This window comes from Stenotrophomonas sp. STEN023 (assembly GCF_056760135.1).
This window is the reverse complement of sequence record NZ_JBRREF010000097.1, coordinates 1-16,614: the sequence shown is the minus strand read 5'-3', so window position 1 is coordinate 16,614 and position 16,614 is coordinate 1. Positions and strand designations below refer to the sequence as shown.

Annotated in this window: 15 protein-coding genes; 7 read left to right on the top strand and 8 right to left on the bottom strand. The window is 63.9% G+C overall.

Annotation, left to right across the window (positions count from 1 at the left end):
• Positions 1 to 196 precede the first annotated feature (196 nt).
• Positions 197 to 1,564 carry an NAD-dependent succinate-semialdehyde dehydrogenase gene (locus tag ACVOLV_RS19480; RefSeq protein ID WP_481555794.1) on the top strand — a complete coding sequence of 456 codons (1,368 nt, stop codon included), beginning with the start codon at positions 197 to 199 and terminating at the stop codon, positions 1,562 to 1,564.
• Positions 1,565 to 1,905: 341 nt separating this feature from the next.
• Here the strand turns inward: ACVOLV_RS19480 and ACVOLV_RS19475 are convergent, their stop codons facing one another.
• The 8 genes from ACVOLV_RS19475 to miaB form a co-directional block, all read right to left on the bottom strand.
• Complete coding sequence (locus ACVOLV_RS19475; protein WP_481555793.1) at positions 1,906 to 3,198, bottom strand: M24 family metallopeptidase; 1,293 nt, start codon at positions 3,196 to 3,198, stop codon at positions 1,906 to 1,908.
• A 30-nt stretch (positions 3,199 to 3,228) separates the two neighbouring features.
• Positions 3,229 to 4,242, bottom strand: coding sequence for a magnesium and cobalt transport protein CorA (locus ACVOLV_RS19470; RefSeq protein WP_282272560.1), 1,014 nt, complete (start codon positions 4,240 to 4,242; stop codon positions 3,229 to 3,231).
• A gap of 14 nt (positions 4,243 to 4,256) precedes the next feature.
• A complete protein-coding gene (locus ACVOLV_RS19465; RefSeq protein ID WP_481555795.1) occupies positions 4,257 to 5,486 on the bottom strand; it encodes a lipoprotein N-acyltransferase Lnb domain-containing protein in 1,230 nt (409 codons plus the stop codon).
• Positions 5,487 to 5,491: 5 nt separating this feature from the next.
• The gene (locus ACVOLV_RS19460) at positions 5,492 to 6,370 is read right to left on the bottom strand and encodes an HlyC/CorC family transporter (RefSeq protein WP_481555792.1); all 879 of its coding nucleotides are present in this window, start codon (positions 6,368 to 6,370) and stop codon (positions 5,492 to 5,494) included.
• A 69-nt stretch (positions 6,371 to 6,439) separates the two neighbouring features.
• Entirely contained in the window at positions 6,440 to 7,093 is a 654-nt protein-coding gene (locus ACVOLV_RS19455) for a hypothetical protein (RefSeq protein WP_481555791.1), read from the bottom strand.
• Positions 7,094 to 7,689: 596 nt separating this feature from the next.
• Positions 7,690 to 8,175, bottom strand: coding sequence for an rRNA maturation RNase YbeY (gene ybeY / locus ACVOLV_RS19450; protein ID WP_481555790.1), 486 nt, complete (start codon positions 8,173 to 8,175; stop codon positions 7,690 to 7,692).
• Positions 8,172 to 9,158, bottom strand: a complete 987-nt coding sequence (locus tag ACVOLV_RS19445) for a PhoH family protein (protein ID WP_481555789.1) — start codon at positions 9,156 to 9,158, stop codon at positions 8,172 to 8,174. The genes ybeY and ACVOLV_RS19445 overlap by 4 nt, the downstream gene beginning before the upstream one ends.
• Positions 9,159 to 9,768: 610 nt before the next feature.
• Positions 9,769 to 11,220 carry a tRNA (N6-isopentenyl adenosine(37)-C2)-methylthiotransferase MiaB gene (gene miaB / locus ACVOLV_RS19440; protein ID WP_481555788.1) on the bottom strand — a complete coding sequence of 484 codons (1,452 nt, stop codon included), beginning with the start codon at positions 11,218 to 11,220 and terminating at the stop codon, positions 9,769 to 9,771.
• Between the two features lie 145 nt (positions 11,221 to 11,365).
• On the opposite strand from miaB, the gene ACVOLV_RS19435 reads away from it, so the two are divergent.
• The 6 genes from ACVOLV_RS19435 to ACVOLV_RS19410 all read left to right on the top strand — a co-directional run bounded on the left by ACVOLV_RS19435 (position 11,366) and on the right by ACVOLV_RS19410 (position 16,401).
• On the top strand, positions 11,366 to 12,307 hold the full coding sequence (locus ACVOLV_RS19435) for a lytic transglycosylase domain-containing protein (RefSeq protein WP_481555787.1): 942 nt from the start codon (positions 11,366 to 11,368) through the stop codon (positions 12,305 to 12,307).
• Positions 12,308 to 12,484: 177 nt separating this feature from the next.
• Positions 12,485 to 13,105, top strand: coding sequence for a ubiquinol-cytochrome c reductase iron-sulfur subunit (gene petA / locus ACVOLV_RS19430; RefSeq protein WP_303746858.1), 621 nt, complete (start codon positions 12,485 to 12,487; stop codon positions 13,103 to 13,105).
• Between the two features lie 2 nt (positions 13,106 to 13,107).
• A complete protein-coding gene (locus tag ACVOLV_RS19425; RefSeq protein WP_481555786.1) occupies positions 13,108 to 14,370 on the top strand; it encodes a cytochrome b in 1,263 nt (420 codons plus the stop codon).
• Positions 14,363 to 15,106 carry a cytochrome c1 gene (locus tag ACVOLV_RS19420; protein WP_481555785.1) on the top strand — a complete coding sequence of 248 codons (744 nt, stop codon included), beginning with the start codon at positions 14,363 to 14,365 and terminating at the stop codon, positions 15,104 to 15,106. Before ACVOLV_RS19425 ends, ACVOLV_RS19420 begins: the two co-directional genes overlap by 8 nt.
• A 143-nt stretch (positions 15,107 to 15,249) precedes the next feature.
• Positions 15,250 to 15,885 (top strand): glutathione S-transferase N-terminal domain-containing protein, encoded by a 636-nt coding sequence (locus ACVOLV_RS19415; protein WP_481555784.1) that lies wholly within the window; start codon positions 15,250 to 15,252, stop codon positions 15,883 to 15,885.
• Between the two features lie 81 nt (positions 15,886 to 15,966).
• Complete coding sequence (locus ACVOLV_RS19410; RefSeq protein WP_481555783.1) at positions 15,967 to 16,401, top strand: ClpXP protease specificity-enhancing factor; 435 nt, start codon at positions 15,967 to 15,969, stop codon at positions 16,399 to 16,401.
• Positions 16,402 to 16,614: the final 213 nt, after the last annotated feature.

Sequence of the window (16,614 nt, the reverse complement as noted above, 5' to 3'; positions counted from 1 at the left end):
GCCGCTGGCCCTTCAAATCGCCGCCATGTGGGTGATTTCAATGCTGCCAGCTTCGCGGCTCACGCCGCTGCCACAACGGGTCTACGGGTAAAGCCTTTGCCGAGCATGGCTCGGCACTACATCGCAACTCGGGATTTACCTGCGCGCAACATTCGCGGCGCTACCATTCCTGTATTCGTTGAATGCAGGTGAGTCCATGGCGTCGTATCAGACTATCAATCCCTTCAATGGCGAGGTCGTGCGTCCGGTCGAGTTGCTGACTGCCGCCGCCATCGAGCAGCGTCTGGCTGCAGCTGAATCGGCGTTCCCACAATGGTCGGCATTGTCGCTGGAGCAGCGTGGTGACTATCTGCGCAAGGTCGCAGCAGGCCTGCGCGAGCGTCGCGACGAGATCCAGCGCACGATGACTGCCGAGATGGGCAAGCTGCGCCGCGAGGCCTTGGCAGAAATCGAGAAGAGCGCGGCCGGCTGCGAGTACTACGCCGACCACGCCGCCGACTACCTGAAGCCGCAGCCGATCCCGACCGAAGCCCAGCGCAGCTACGTCATCTACCAGCCCATCGGCTGCGTGCTGGCGGTGATGCCGTGGAATTTCCCGATCTGGCAGGTGATCCGTTTCCTCGCGCCGGGCTTGATGGCGGGCAATGTCGCCCTGCTCAAGCACGCCAGCAATGTGCCCGGCTGCGCTGACCTGTTACGTGAGGTGGTTGCCGCCGCGGGAATTCCAGAAGGCGTATTCGACGTGCTGCATATCGACAACGACCAGGCTGCGGATGTGCTGCGTGATCGTCGGATCAAGGCAGTCACGCTGACCGGCAGCGAGCGTGCGGGGCGCTCGATTGCGGTCAACGCGGGCGACCAGCTGAAGAAGTGTGTGATGGAATTGGGCGGCAGCGATGCCTTCGTGGTGCTGGATGACGCCGACCTGGATCTGGCGGCTGCAGCGGCGGCGAAGTCGCGTTTCGACAATGCTGGGCAGACCTGCATCGCGGCCAAGCGCTTTATCCTGGTTGAGTCGATTGCCGATGCTTTCGTGCAGCGTTACGTCGAAGCTGCGCAGGCGCGTGTTTACGGTGATCCGCAGGATGAGGCGAGCACGCTTGCGCCGATGGCGCGCGCTGACCTGCGCGACGAGCTGCACAAACAGGTGCGCGCCAGCATCGACAAAGGCGCGAAGATATTGCTGGGCGGGTCGCCGGTAGCTGGTAGCAATGCGGGCTATCAGGCCACGATCCTGGATAACGTCGGACCCGGGATGCCGGCCTACGAAGAAGAGCTGTTCGGGCCGGTAGCGGCGATCATCCGGGTCAAGGATGAGGACGAGGCGGTGCGCGTGGCCAATGACACCAGTTTCGGTTTGGGTGGCAGCGTCTGGACCCGTGATGTGCTGCGCGGCGAAAACGTTGCTGTGCAGCTGCAGTGCGGCGCGGCCTTCGTCAATTCAGTGGTGAAGAGCGATGCGCGGCTGCCGTTTGGCGGCACCAAACGTTCTGGGTTTGGGCGTGAGCTGGCCGGGCCTGGTATCCATGAGTTCATGAACATCAAAACGGTTTACGTCGCCTGACGGCGAAGTTGTAGGAGCGGGGGGGGGGGCGGAGCGGGTGTTGCAAATTAGGCGGGGGGCCGGGGGAAAAAGAGGGGGGGGGCGTGGGGGGGAGGGGGGTGGGTGGGGGGGGGGGGGGGGGGGGGGCGGGGGCGGTTTTACTGTTTGTACTCAAACAAAACCGGTTTTGGGGCCCCCGCGGCGGATTTTTGTGCGGGCGGCTACCCCCGCGAAGCTGGTAATCCATATGCGGCTGCGAACCTTCGTAACTGCAGAGTGTCGGATTGCAGACGATTGGAATCGATGGAGCATCACCAGCTTCGCGGCCTACGCCGCTCCCACAAAACGCGCAGCCGCTCTCATCAACCGAATGGCTGGTCGATGGACCTGCTCTGTGGGGTCATCAGTGCGGCGCCATCCTCGGTGACGTAGAGGATGTCTTCCAGGCGCACGCCGAAGCGGTCCGGGATGTAGATGCCGGGTTCGTCGCTGAAGGTCATGCCCGGTTCCAGCAGGTGGGTGTTGCCGCGCACGAGGTAGTCCCATTCGTGCATGTCCAGACCGATGCCGTGGCCGAGACGGTGGCTGAAATAGCGGTAATCCGGGCCGTAGCCGGAATCGCTGATCACCTTGCGGGCAGCTGCATCCACATCGCCCATCGCCACGCCCGGGCGTGCGGTATTCAATGCCGCCGTCTGTGCCTTCAATACGATGTCGAATACCTTGCGGATCTCGTCGTTGGGCTGGCCCAGCACCACGGTGCGGGTGATGTCGCTGGTATAGCCACCGGCGCGGCAGCCGCCGTCGAAGATGATAGGCGTGCCTTCGACCAGGTGCTGCGGTTTGTCCGAGCCATGCGGTGAGGCGGTGTACTTGCCGACGTTGACGCTGGCATCGCCATTCAGGCCGGTACGCGCGTAGGCCATGGCCAGCAGGCCGCTGATGTCCTGCTCGGTCATGCCCGGCTTCAAGGCCTTCCAGACTGCTTCGTATACCGCCAGGGTGGCTTCATTGGCCAGCTTCATCAATGCCAGTTCGGCCGCGCTCTTGACCCGGCGGCAGCCGGCTACCACCGGCCATGCAGGCACCACCTTGGCCTGTGGTAGTGCATCGGCAATGCCCTTGGCGCGGAAGTAGGGCACGGCTTCTTCCATGCCCAAGGTTCCGGTGGCATGGCCCATGTCGCGCAGCACCTTGGCGACCAGGGCATAGGGGTCCTCATCTTCCTGCCAGCCGCGCACATCGTTGCCGAGCTTGATCTGCTCCAGCGTGCGCACGCGCTCGAACTCCGGTGTCACGTAGACCGGCTCGCCTTTGCGCGGCAGGATCACGCCGGTCAGACGTTCGCTGTCCCACCAATGCATGCCGGTGAAATAGGTCAGCGAGCTGCCCGCGCCAATGAACACCGCATCGATGCCGTGCTCGGCCATCAGGCGCTGGGCCTTGGCCACGCGCGCGATGCGCTCATCGTTGCTGATTGGCACCACCTGCGCAGCGACCGATTTCAGCGTACGCATCGATTCGGGCAAGGCGTTGTCGTTACTGCTGGCAGTCTGCGCCGATGCCAGTTGCGACAACGGCAGCGCGGCGGCGCTGGCAATCAGCGTGTTACGCAGGAAATTGCGGCGTGCGGGATTGGAGTGGTCGTGCTGCATGGTTGCTCTCTGGAAAGACTGGGTAGCTGGTCAAAGCCAGCCGGAACGTTTGAACAGGCGGTACAGCACCACGCAGATCACGCCGACACCGAGCATCAACAGCGGATAGGCGAAGCGCCCGGCCAACTCCGGCATATGCGCGAAGTTCATGCCGTACCAGCTGGTGACCAGGGTTGGTGCAGCCAGCAGTGCTGCCCAGGCACCGAGCTGCTTGACTGTCTCGCCCTGCGCCAGCGTCACCAGCGACAGGTTGACGTTCAGCGCGGTGCCCAGCATTTCGCGCAAGGTGTCGATGGCGTCGTTGACGCGGGCAGCGTGGTCCTGCACATCGCGCAGGTAGAGCCGCACTTCCTCGTTGATCAACTGGGCCTGGTTGCGCTGCAGCTGGGCCAGGGCATCCTGTAGTGGCGCAACCGCCAGCCGCATCTTGTTGAGCTCACGCTTGAGTTCGTACAGGCGGATCACCGTGCGCCGCTCATAGGTGTCGGCGAAGATGTTCTTCTCCAACAGGTCCAGGGTGTCGCGGAAGCTGTCGGTGATCGGCAGGTAGTGATCCACCACTGCATCCAGCACCGAATACAGGCAGAACGAGGGGCCCATCGCCAACAGTTCGGGCTCCTGCTCCAGCCGTGCGCGCACCGGCGCATACGACAGCGAGGCGCCGTGACGCACCGTCACCAGGAAGCGCGGGCCGAGGAAGGCATGGGTTTCGCCGTAGCGGATGCGCTCATCCACCACCTGCGCGGTGTGCACCACCACGAACAAGGAATTGCCGTAGGTTTCGATCTTGGGTCGCTGGTGCGCCTTGCGGGTGTCTTCGATCGCCAGTGGGTGCAGGTCGAATTCTTCCTGCACCTTGTCCAGGATGGCGTCGCTGGGTTCGTACAGACCGACCCAGACGAAGCCCTTGGCATCATCGGCGAGTACGTCGCTGATGCTGTCCAGGTCGAGCGGGCGCTGTGTGCCGTCGGCACCGTACCAGGTGCAATTGATCACGCAGGCCGGGTTGGCCTGGACGGGAGTTGGAGTGATGCCGGTAGTCATCCCGGCATCGTGCCTCAGCTGGCCGTTGACGCCAAGCTGCGGCGCCCCAACAGGAACGCCAATGCAACGTGGATGGGCAGCAGCAGCACGATCCATTGCATGTTGAACTGCGCTTGCAGCGACAGCCAATGCAGCGGCAGCGCCAGCAGCGCGATGCCGGTCATCAGCCACAGGACGACCCGGAACCAGGTGCGTGGTTGACGCCCGCGCAGCAGGCTCCAAGCGCCGGGAATCAACAGCAGTGCCAGCGGGCTGAGCAGCAACAGGTTGCGGTTGGCCCAGGCGGCCTGGTGCTCGCTGAAGCCCCACAGGAAGGTCAGCAGGCTGCCGGCAACGCCGCAGAACAGCCAGAACGGCAGGGCAAGGCCGCCAATCAGGCGCGGCTTGCGGCGTGCGGCGTACAGCGCAGCGGCGACGGCAAGGCCGACCAGCAGCCACGGCCACCAGTTGCGCTGTTTTTCCTTTGGTTCGGGCGGCAGACGTTGCGGCAGCAGTTCCTGCTCGGCCTGTACCAGCGGCCGGCCTTCGCTGTTGCGCACCTCGCGCAGGCTGTCGGCCAGGCGCATGGGCACGAAGGCTTCCTGCCAGCGCGACAGTGGCTGATCTGCGTTCGGGCCCAGGCCGATGTCAAAGCCGAGCCACATCCATGGCGAAGGCGAGGCCAGTCGCACCGACTCGCTGCGGTAGCTGTTGCCACGCGAGCGACCGGCCAGCTGCGATTGCAGGGCGCCACCCATGGCCTGGTCCAGGCTGTCGCGCACCATGGTGGCGCAGTTGGCGGTGAAGTAGTCGTAGCGGTAGCGCGCATTCTCGGGCTTTGCCCGTTCGGCCAACGCAGCGGCCAGCGCCTGTGCCTGCGCCGGTGGCAGGTCCAGCCATTGGATATTTGCGCCGCGGCCGACGCTTTCATATTGCGCCAGGTCCTGCTCCAGCGGCAGCGCGACCAGGTAGTACATCATCCTGCCGCGCACGAAGTTACCGATGAAATCCGGCTCGGACGGATCGAAGAAGCCAAAGTTGTACGAGGTTGCCTGCCCCGTTACCGGGTCCAGCACCACCAGGGCGTCATGGCCAAAGCGCTCGAAGAACACTTCGCCCGGCAGCATGGTCACCACGCCGATGCGCGGTGCCGGGTTGGTGCTGGTTTCGCTGGCTTGGTTGGCGACGGGTTGTGCGCTGCTGGCCATCGCGGCCAGCAGCAGGAACAACGACGCAAACGCGGACAGCAGCCGCGGCAGGCGCAGGGTGATCAAGCTTCGTCCTGGGTTTCTGGCGGCAGCACAGTGACGTGGAAGGCCTGTACGCGGCGCGCGTCGGCCTTGGCCACGCGGAACACGAAGCGCTCCAGGGTCAGCTCGTCGCCGATCTCCGGCAGGTGGCCGGTGGCTTCGGTGACCAGCCCGCCGATCGTGTCGTAGTCATCATCGGAGAAGTTGGCGCCGAAGCGCTCGTTAAAATCGCCGATGGTGGTCAATGCGTCCACCACGTAGCGGCCATCGGCGAGGATGGCGATCTGCGAGGTGTGGTCTTCGGTCTCGTCGTGCTCATCGTCGATCTGGCCGACGATCTGCTCCAGCACGTCCTCGATGGTGACCAGGCCGGCAACGCCGCCGTACTCGTCGACCACGATCGCCATGTGGTTGCGCGAGAGCCGGAACTCCTTGAGCAGCACATTGAGCTTCTTCGATTCGGGGATCAGCACCGCTGGACGCAGCAGCTCGCGCACACTGGCGTGGCTGTTGTCGGCGACCACGCCGCGCAGCAGGTCCTTGGCCAGCAGGATGCCGAGGATGTCGTCCTTGTTCTCGCCGTGTACCGGGAAGCGCGAGTGGCCGGAATCGACCACCTGCTTCATCAGCTCGATGAAAGGCCGGTCCACCGGCAGCGACACCATGTGCGAGCGCGGGATCATCACGTCGCCGACGGTCAGCTCGGCCACCGAAATGGCGCCTTCCATCATCCGCAGGGTGTCGGCGGCGATCAGGCCGTCCTGCTGTGCCGTCTGCAGGAGCGCTACCAGCTCGTCGCGGGTATGGGGTTCGCTGGAGAACGCCGAACCCAGGCGCTCCAGCCAGCTGCGTTTCTTCTCGCCGTTTTCCGGCGAGGTACTACTGTCGTCTTCAGACATCTCTTGGTTTGACTGCACCCGGTACGCCGGGCGGTAAGCAAGTCTAGCAGGATGTCCGCGGCCGTCTGTTCAAGCGGCGGGCGGGTTGGGGGTCTGCACGCTGGGAGCTGGCGGCGAGAGATCGGCCGGGGTGTCGGCTGGTGGTGCGGGTGCGGGAGGCGTTTCCTCCTCGGCAGGCAGGTCCAGGCTGTAAGTGCAGCCGGCCAGGGTCTTGCCCGGGTGGGATTTGACCGTGGACACGCCCAGGATCACCGATTCGATGAGGGCTTCGCCGGTCTTGGCGTCGTTTACGTCACGGCTGACCAGCTCCCGCCCGGCCATGAACTTGTCCGGGGCGTCATAGCCGGTTTCCAGCTCCAGCTGTTTGGCCAGCGGGCGCGGGTCCGGAATGTCGAGGATGGCGATGATGGTGCCGCCGGCCATGGCGATATGGTCGGCGCTGTGCCCGAACACCGTGATCGGGGTATTCAACATGTACTCGGCCATGAACAGGTTTCCCTGCGGCAAGGGGCGCCAGCCCAGGGTTACCGCCTTCAGCGGGTCGCTGGCGATGGGCTTCAGCGCAGAGAACTCACTGACGCTCTGCCGGCATTCAATCAGGGCGGGCAGGTCGATGGCGGGCTGGGCGTGGGCCGAACCGGCAACAGTAAGCAGGAGTGGCAGCAGGCAGGTTGAGCGCACGGCATTCAATCGGTGAAGTGCAGGAGCCGATGATAGCGGCATTGAGGTGCAGCGCTGTTTTGTAGGAGCGGCGTAAGCCGCGAAGCTGGCATTCCATGAGCGCCTGGAATGGCTGCAATCAGAAGGTGTGTCTGCTTCGCGGCTTACGCCGCTCCTACAGCCTCGTAGCCGCCTGCCGAGCGTGCATGGCTCTTTCGGCCTTGGCGTTAGTCCTTCTCCCGTTTGCGGGAGAAGGGTTGGGATGAGGGGCGCTTCTGATCTTGCCGGGAAAGCCCCTGCCGAGCATGGCTCGGCACTACATGGGCCTTCCGGCCTTGGCGTTAGCCCTTCTCCCGTTTGCGGGAGAAGGGTTGGGATGAGGGGCGCTTCTGATCTTGCCGGGAAAGCCCCTGCCGAGCATGGCTCGGCACTACGTGGGTCTTCCGGCCTTGGCGTTAGCCCTTCTCCCGTTTGCGGGAGAAGGGTTGGGATGAGGGGCGCTTCTGATCTTGCCGGGAAAGCCCCTGCCGAGCATGGCTCGGCACTAACGTGGGCCTTTCGGCCTTGGCGTTAGCCCTTCTCCCGCTTGCGGGAAAAGGGTTGGGATGAGGGGTGCTTCTGATCTTGCCGGGAAAGCCTCTGCCGAGCATGGCTCGGCACTACTGCTCGTTGGCGTAAGGGTCCGCGATGCCCAGGTCGGCCAGGATCTCCCGCTCCAGCTGTTCCATGGCCTCGGCTTCCTTGTCGTCCTCATGGTCCCAGCCCAGCAGATGCAGCACGCCATGCACGGTGAGATGGGCGTAGTGGGCGTTGAGCGCCTTGTCCTGCTCCCCGGCCTCGCGGGCAACCACCGGGGCGCAGATCACCAGGTCGCCGAGCAAGGGGAACTTCACCCCATTGGGCAGGCCTTCGGGCAACTCGGCCGGAAAGCTGAGCACATTGGTGGCGTAGTCCTTGCCACGGTAGTGACGGTTCAGTGACTGGCCTTCCTTGGCGTCGACCACACGGATGGCAAGGTCGGCCTCGCGGATGCGACCTTTCAGGGCGGCGGCTACCCAGCGGCGGAAACTCACCGCTGCCGGCAGGCCGGCGCGGGGCAGGGCGTAGCTGACGGCTACATCAAGGCGGACAGGGCCCTTGGTCATTCGCTTGCTCCGGGTTTGACCTGCTGCAGATCGCGGCGGTCATAGGCGCTGACGATGCGGGCCACCAGCGGGTGGCGCACCACGTCGCGCGATTCAAAGAAGGTGAAGCTGACGCCGTCCACGCCGCGCAGCACTTCAAGCGCGTCGCGCAGGCCGGATTTGACGTGCTTGGGCAGGTCGGTCTGGGTCAGGTCGCCGGTGACCACGGCGGTCGAGCCGAAACCGAGGCGGGTCAGGAACATCTTCATCTGCTCGATGGTGGTGTTCTGCGCTTCGTCCAGGATCACGAAGGCGTCATTGAGCGTGCGGCCGCGCATGTAAGCCAGCGGGGCGATCTCGATGACATTCTTCTCCAGCAGCTTGGCGACCTTTTCCACGCCCAGCATTTCGTACAGAGCGTCGTACAACGGGCGCAGATAGGGATCGACCTTCTGGGTCAGATCGCCGGGCAGGAATCCCAGCTTCTCGCCGGCCTCCACTGCCGGGCGTACCAGGATCAGGCGTTGCACGCGTGATTCGTTCAAGGCGTCCACGGCCATCGCCACAGCGAGGAAGGTCTTGCCGGTACCGGCCGGGCCGATGCCGAAGCTGATGTCGTGGGTGGCAATCTGATGCAGGTAGCTGGCCTGGTTGAGGCCGCGGCCACGCACGGTGCCGCGCTTGACCTTGATCGCTACCTCCTGTGCTTCGTAGGCCTGCTCGGTCACATGATCGACGTTGGCGCGGTTCAAGCGCAGGTGGATGGCGTGGCTGTCGAAGACGGCATCTGCCGCTTCCAGGTAGAGGGCTTTCAGCAGTTTCTCTGCTTCCAGCGCGGTTTTACCCGGGCCGCTGACGCGGAAGACATTGCCGCGATTGGCGATCTCCACGCCGAGTTTGAGTTCTACCTGGCGCAGATGCTCGTCAAACGGCCCGGCCAGATTGGCCAGTCGTTCGTTGTCAACCGGGTCGAGAGTGAAGTCGCGATGCGTGGTGGTGGTCATGTTCACTAGCAGTTACTGGCCGGCGAAGCCGTGCCTTGGACCGGAGAAGGGTACCCCCGTGGCTTGCCGACCACCAGCGCGGGGCCGGCCGTCAGGGTTCTCCACAGCCGATGTGGATGCGGCGTGGGCCAAGCTGTGGATATCCCTGTCCAGCCCTTGCGGCATAAGCCTCTTGGCGGGTTGGTCAAAAAACAGCCACATTTGGCGGTTTACGGCTGACGAGTTGTCCACAATTTGTGTGGATCGATTCGGGATGAACATGTGGATAACCGCGCGCAGCCCAATAACGACGGGCTCTGAGTCGGTGTGGCGAATAAATGACCGCAGGGCTGGGGCAAAGCCGAGCGGTGAGAAGCGAAAAAAGAGCGGCGACGGCCTTCCTGAGCCATAGCGATCAGCAAGGGCTTTTCCCTCTCTCCCGCTGGCGGGGTGAGAGGGGCAGCTTGCGAACCACAGGTTCGCTGCCCACCGAACGACCTTGCGCCAGCGCAAGGGCCGGCGCGGGCAGGAGGGGGAGGGCGCTCCTGCTTCGGACTAGTGGATCCCGCCTCTAACCCGCGCAGCCCACCTTCCGTAAGAAAGCACAGCAGCAGGCGTCGCGGCCCTGACCTCAATCCTGCGTAACCACCCGCCCACGCAACGAATTGCTGAAGGCCTCAGTGATCAGCACATCCACAAACTGGCCGATCAGCCGCGAACTGGCCGGGAAGTTCACCGAACGCATGTTCTCGGTCTTGCCGGTCAGTTCGTTCGGGTCCTTGCGCGAGGGGCCTTCGACCAGCACGGACTGCACGGTGCCGACCATGTTGGTGGAGATGCCGGCAGCATGCTCGTTGATCTGCGCCTGCAGCCGCGACAGCCTGGCGTGCTTGTCGGCATCGCTGGTGGTGTCCTCCAGATCGGCAGCCGGGGTGCCCGGGCGGCGCGAATAGATGAAGGAGAAGCTCTGGTCGAAGCCCACGTCCTCGATCAGCTTCATGGTCTTCTCGAAATCGGCATCGGTTTCACCTGGGAAACCAACAATGAAGTCGGAGCTGATCGAGATGTCCGGTCGCACCGCGCGCAGCTTGCGGATCTTGGCCTTGAACTCCAGCGCGGTGTAGCCGCGCTTCATCGCGCTGAGCACGCGGTCACTGCCAGCCTGCACCGGGAGGTGCAGGTAATTGGCCAGTTTCGGCACATCGCGGTAGGCGTCCACCAGTGAATCGCTGAATTCCAGCGGGTGCGAGGTGGTGAAGCGGATGCGGCCAATGCCGTCGATTTCGGCAAGGGTGCGGATCAGCAGGCCGAGGTCGGCAATCTCGCCGTCGCCGTAGGGGCCGCGGTAGGCGTTGACGTTCTGGCCGAGCAGGTTGATCTCGCGCACGCCCTGGTCAGCGAGCTGGGCGCATTCGACCAGCACGTCCTCGAACGGGCGGCTGACCTCGGTGCCACGGGTATACGGCACCACACAGAACGAACAGTACTTGGAGCAGCCTTCCATGATCGAGACGAAGGCCGACGGGCCTTCGGCACGCGGTTCGGGCATGCGGTCGAACTTCTCGATCTCGGGGAAGCTGATGTCCACCTGCGGCTTGTTCTGCTCGCGGCGGGCGCGGATCAGCTCCGGCAGGCGGTGCAGGGTCTGCGGGCCGAACACCAGGTCCACGTAGGGAGCGCGTTTGACGATGGCTTCGCCTTCCTGCGAGGCCACGCAGCCGCCGACGCCGATGATGACGTCGCGGCCATTGGCCTTGAGCGCCTTCCAGCGGCCGAGCTGGCTGAACACCTTCTCCTGCGCCTTCTCGCGGATGGAGCAGGTGTTGACCAGCACCACGTCGGCTTCTTCAGGGTTGTCGGTCAGTTCCAGCCCTTCGGATGCGGCAAGCACGTCGGCCATCTTGGTCGAGTCGTACTCGTTCATCTGGCAACCGTGGGTCTTGATGTAGAGCTTGCCGCGCGCGCCGCCGGCAACCGTCGGCCGCTGGCCGGGCAGGGGAATCAGTTCGGGTGTGGTCATTTCAACAGTAGGCACGGCGGAGCCGGCCGTGATCGGCAGGGGAGTTGCTGGCGTCCCGGGCATGGCGCTTATTCCAGACGGGTGGGCGGGCACGCAGCCGCTGGGGCTGCATTCGTAGCCGACTATTGTATCGGTCTGCCGGGCAAAGCACGAAAGCTGCTGCGTCAAATACTTGGCAAGCCCCGGCGAAGCTGGGAGACTCGCGCCCATGAAGGGGATTTTGGGGATCACCGGCATTCTCGCAGCAGCATTGGTCGCTTTGCCGGCCAGTGCCGGCACGCTGTACAAGTGTGTTGGCAGCGATGGAGTGCCCAATTACGTCAGCAAGCGCGTCAGTGGCGCGAGCTGCAGTGTGGTCAGCAATTACCGGCCGACCCGCGAGGCGCCGCGCCATGTAGCGCCGGCGCCGGTGGCGCCCCCAGCGCCTGTCGTGGCCCCGATTGCTACGGTTGTCACTGCGGCAAGTTCCGCCGGTGACAGCGGGGGGGCAACGGCAGTGGCGGCGCAGGCGGCGCCCACCGCCGTGCCGGCCACCCCGGCGCCAGCGCCGGTGGCGCGCGCGCAGCGGGTGGTCAGCGGGCAGGTCTACTCTTATATGAAGGATGGGGTGCGCCACTACACCAGCAGCCGGCCGGCGCAGGTGGCCAACATCGGCGCGGTGCGCACCATTCAGTACAGTTATATCGAGCGTTGCTTCGCCTGTGGTGTGAACTCCAGGGTCAACTTCGGCTCGGTGCGCTTGAACACCCAGGCCTACAGTACCGAGATCGCCTCGGCCGCACGCGAATTCGGTGTCGAGGAAGCGGTGGTGCGCGCCATCATCCATGCCGAGTCCGCCTTCAACCCGACCGCGCTCAGCCGGGCCGGGGCGCAGGGTCTGATGCAGCTGATGCCGCCGACGGCGCGTCGCTTCGGGGTGTCCGATTCGTATGACGCCGGGCAGAACATCCGTGGTGGCGTGCAATACCTGTCGTGGTTGCTGCGCCGCTTCAATGGCAATCTGACGCTGGCCGCAGCGGGCTACAACGCTGGCGAAGGTGCGGTGGACCGGCATGGCGGTGTGCCCCCGTACAAGGAAACCCAGTACTACGTGCAGCGCGTCGCACAGTTGGCCGACCGCTACCGTGGTGAGCTGGCGACGCGCCAGTAAATCGCCCCCGACGTTTCTGTTGCAGCAGGCCGTGACAAATTTCGCGGACTGGTGTTTGATCGCGTTGTGTGACCGTTAAGCGTTCCGCTACACTCCGGAACGATTCGATTCAGAGCGGGATGGCCCCCACCAGACCGCTGGCAGCCTCTAGCTACCTAATCAATATCGGAGTGCCGGATGGCAAACGATGGGGTAAATGATCCAGTCAACACCGGACGTCGGCGGTTTTTGACAGCGACCACAGCTGTGGTCGGGGCAGTCGGTGTTGGTTTCACCGCAGTTCCTTTCATCAAGTCCTGGAATCCCAGTGCCCGTGCCAAGTTGGCCGGTGCCCCGGTGACTGCCGACATCAGCGCTTTGCAGGAAGGCCAACGGCTGATCCTGGAATGGCGCGGCCAACCGATCTGGATCGTCAAACGATCCAAGGCCATCCTGCAGGCATTGCCTACCCTGGATGCGCGGCTCAAGGATCCGGAGTCCGGCAATAAGGACCAACAGCCGGCCTACGTGCTCAAGGCCAATCCCGAATTCCGCTCGATCAAGCCGGACGTGTCCGTGCTGGTCGGCTTGTGTACCCACCTGGGCTGTTCGCCGGAGATGGTTGCCGAGATCCGCCCCGAGCCCTACGACGCGCAGTGGAAGGGCGGCTATTTCTGCCCCTGCCACAAATCGCGTTTCGACATGTCCGGACGCGTGTTCCAGGACGTGCCCGCGCCGATCAACCTGCTGGTGCCACCGCACCATTACGTGGATGACAACACCATCGTCATTGGCGTCGATCCGCAGGGGGCAGCCTGATCATGGCCGAGAACATCCTTACCCGCACCGTCAGCGGTGTCGCCAACTGGGTCAATGAGCGTGCGCCCGGCCTGATGCCGGTGTATCGCAAGCATGTCAGCGAGTACTACGCGCCGAAGAACTTCAACTTCTGGTACTACTTCGGCTCATTGGCGATGGTGATCCTGGTCAACCAGATCGTCACCGGTATCTTCCTGACGATGCACTTCAAGCCCAGTGCGGCGGAAGCGTTTGCGTCGGTCGAATACATCATGCGCGACGTGGAGTGGGGCTGGCTGATCCGCTACATGCACAGCACTGGCGCGTCCTTGTTCTTCATCGTCGTCTACCTGCACATGTTCCGCGGGCTGATGTACGGCAGCTACAAGAAGCCGCGCGAGCTGGTGTGGATTCTGGGCATGCTGATCTACCTGGTGCTGATGGCCGAAGCCTTCATGGGCTACGTGCTGCCGTGGGGGCAGATGTCGTTCTGGGGCGCCAAGGTCATCATCTCGCTGTTCGGCGCGATCCCGGTGATCGGCAATGGCCTGACCGAATGGATCATGGGCGACTACCTGCCCGGCGATGCCACGCTCAACCGTTTCTTCGCCCTGCACGTCATCGCCATGCCGTTGGTGCTGTTGTTGCTGGTGGTGCTGCATCTGGGCGCGTTGCACGAAGTGGGTTCCAACAACCCGGACGGCGTGGAGATCAAGAAGGGGCCGAAGGGCAACCGCTGGTCTGCGACGGCGCCGACCGACGGCATTCCGTTCCACCCGTATTACACGGTCAAGGATCTGTTCGGCGTTTGTTTCCTGCTCACGCTGGCGGCCTTCATCATCTTCTTCGCACCGGTGTTCGGTGGGCTGTTCCTTGAGCATGACAACTTCACCGAGGCCAACCGGCTGGTGACGCCGGAGCACATCAAGCCAGTCTGGTACTACACGCCGTACTACGCGATGTTGCGGGTTATTCCGAACAAGCTCGGCGGCGTGATGGTGATGTTCTCGGCCATCGCCATCCTGTTCCTGGTGCCGTGGCTGGACAAGGCCAAGGTCAAGTCGGTCCGTTACCGTGGCCCGATCTCCAAGGTGATGCTGGGTATCCTGGTGGTGTGCTTCGTCTGGCTGGGCGTGATTGGCTCCGGCCCGGGCACGGCGATCTGGGAGACCTGGGTGGGTCGCGTGCTGACCTTCCTGTACTTCGGCTTCTTCATCACCATGCCGCTGTGGACCAAGATCGACAGCAGCAAGCAGGTTCCGGACCGGGTGACCACGCATGACTGACAAATGGATTGTGCGGTTGGCGATGGCTGCCGCGATGCTGCTCTGTGTCCCGGCGTTTGCCGCCGGTGGTGGCAAGTTGATGCAGGCGGGCAATGACCTGGGTGACCAGGCCTCGTTGCAACGCGGTGCGCAGGCTTACATGAGCTATTGCTCGGGCTGCCATTCACTCAAATACCTGCGTTACTCGCGGATGGGTGAGGACCTGGGCCTGACCGAGCAGCAGGTGATGGATAACCTGAACTTCACCGGTGCTGCCTACGGCGAGCAGATCCAGGTGGCGATGCCGCACGACGAGGCGACCAAGTGGTTCGGCAAGATGCCGCCGGACCTGAGCCTGATCTCACGGGTGCGCGGCAGCGATTGGGTCTACAGCTATCTCAAGTCGTTCTACGTGGACGAATCGCGGCCGCTGGGTTGGAACAACAGCGTGTTCCCGAATGCGTCCATGCCCAACCCGCTGTGGGAGCTGCAGGGCATGCAGCATGCAATCCATGGCAAGGCCGAGCAGGAGGGCATTGATCCGCCGGTAGTGGGTTTCAAGCTCGCATCGCCCGGGAAGGTGGATGCGCGGGCGTATGACCAGACGGTCCGCGACATCACCAACTTCCTGGAATACGCCGGCGAGCCGGCCGCGCTGAAGCGGCAGAGCCTGGGCGTGTGGGTGGTGTTGTTCCTGGCCCTGCTCACCTTCCTGGCCTATCTGGTCAAGACCGAGTACTGGAAAGACGTGCATTGAGCTGGGTGCAGGCCCGGGACTGTGCGCAGGGGGCCTTGGCAACTGCGCCTGTGGCTTGGCACACTCGGGTAACCGTGGTCACTGTCGGCAATGTGCTGATGGGGCCGTAAGGTTGGCGGAATCCAACCGATGGAGAGCCTTTGATGGCGGCGAGTGTGCGTATGCGTAATACCCTGACTTTGTTCTCTGCAAACGACGATGCCCTGTGTCATCGGGTGCGGTTGGTGTTGGCGGCCAAGGGCGTGACTTACGATCTGGTCCCGGTCGATGCGCAGAATCCGCCGGAAGACCTGATCGACCTGAATCCGTACCACTCCGTGCCGACCCTGGTTGAGCGCGAGTTGGTGCTGTATGCGGCCTCGGTGGTGAGTGAGTACTTGGACGAACGCTACCCGCACCCGCCGTTGATGCCGGTTGACCCGCTGTCGCGGGCGCGTCTGCGCCTGGCAATGCTGCGCATCGAGCATGACTGGGTGCCGCAGGTGCAGGCTATTCAGATGGGCAACAAGACCCAGGCCGAGGCTGGCCGCAAGCGTTTGAAGGAACTGGTGGCGCAGTCGGTGCCGCTTTTCAAGGCGTCGAAGTTCTTCCTCAATCCGGAAATGAGCCTGGCCGACTGCGCGATCGCGCCGATACTGTGGCGTCTGGAGTCGTTGGGGGTTGCGCTGCCGAAGGATGGCAAGCCGATCGAGGACTATTGCAACCGCATGTTCCGTCATCCGGGCTTCGTCCGCAGCCTGACCGATCAGGAAAAGAAGCTGCGCGAACTGCCAGGCTGAGGCGCTGGCTGGCTGTATCTGAACTTATCGATCACCGCCTCCCGGCGGTGATCGTGCTTCAATGCCGCGTACACTTGTGACATGACTGAAGAAACTTTCCGGATGAGCAGCCATCGGCCGTACCTGTTGCGGGCGCTGGTGGAGTGGATCAACGACAACGGCATGACGCCGCACGTGATGGTCGATGCCGGCGTGCCCGGCGTGCAGGTGCCGAGCAGTGCGGTCAAGGAAGAGCGGGTCGTGCTCAATATCGCCGAGCGGGCCGTTGTCGGCCTGCATATCGACAATGACGCGGTGAGCTTCACGGCGCGTTTTTCCGGAACCAGTTTCCCGGTGTATGTGCCGATCTCTGCCGTGTTGGCGGTGTACGCACGCGAGACCGGGCAGGGCATGGCCTTGCCGGATGACATTCCGGGCGCCGAGACCGCGCCGGACGACGACGACACGCCGCCGACCGATCCGCCAGAGCGTCCGCAGCCGACAGCAAAGCGCCCGTTCCTGCGGGTAGTCAAATAATTCCACCGCCGCCGCAAGGCGGCGGTTTTGTTTGTGGCTTTTTGTAGGGCCGAGCCATGCTCGGCTGAGGCTTTCCTCGCGACGCCGACAGATGCTTGTGGGAGCGGGGGGGGGGGGGGGGGGGGCGGGGCGGGGGGGGGGGGGGGGGGGGGGGGGGGGGGGGGCGGACAGGGGGGGGGGGGGGGGGGGGGGGCGGCCCCCACCAAAAACGAA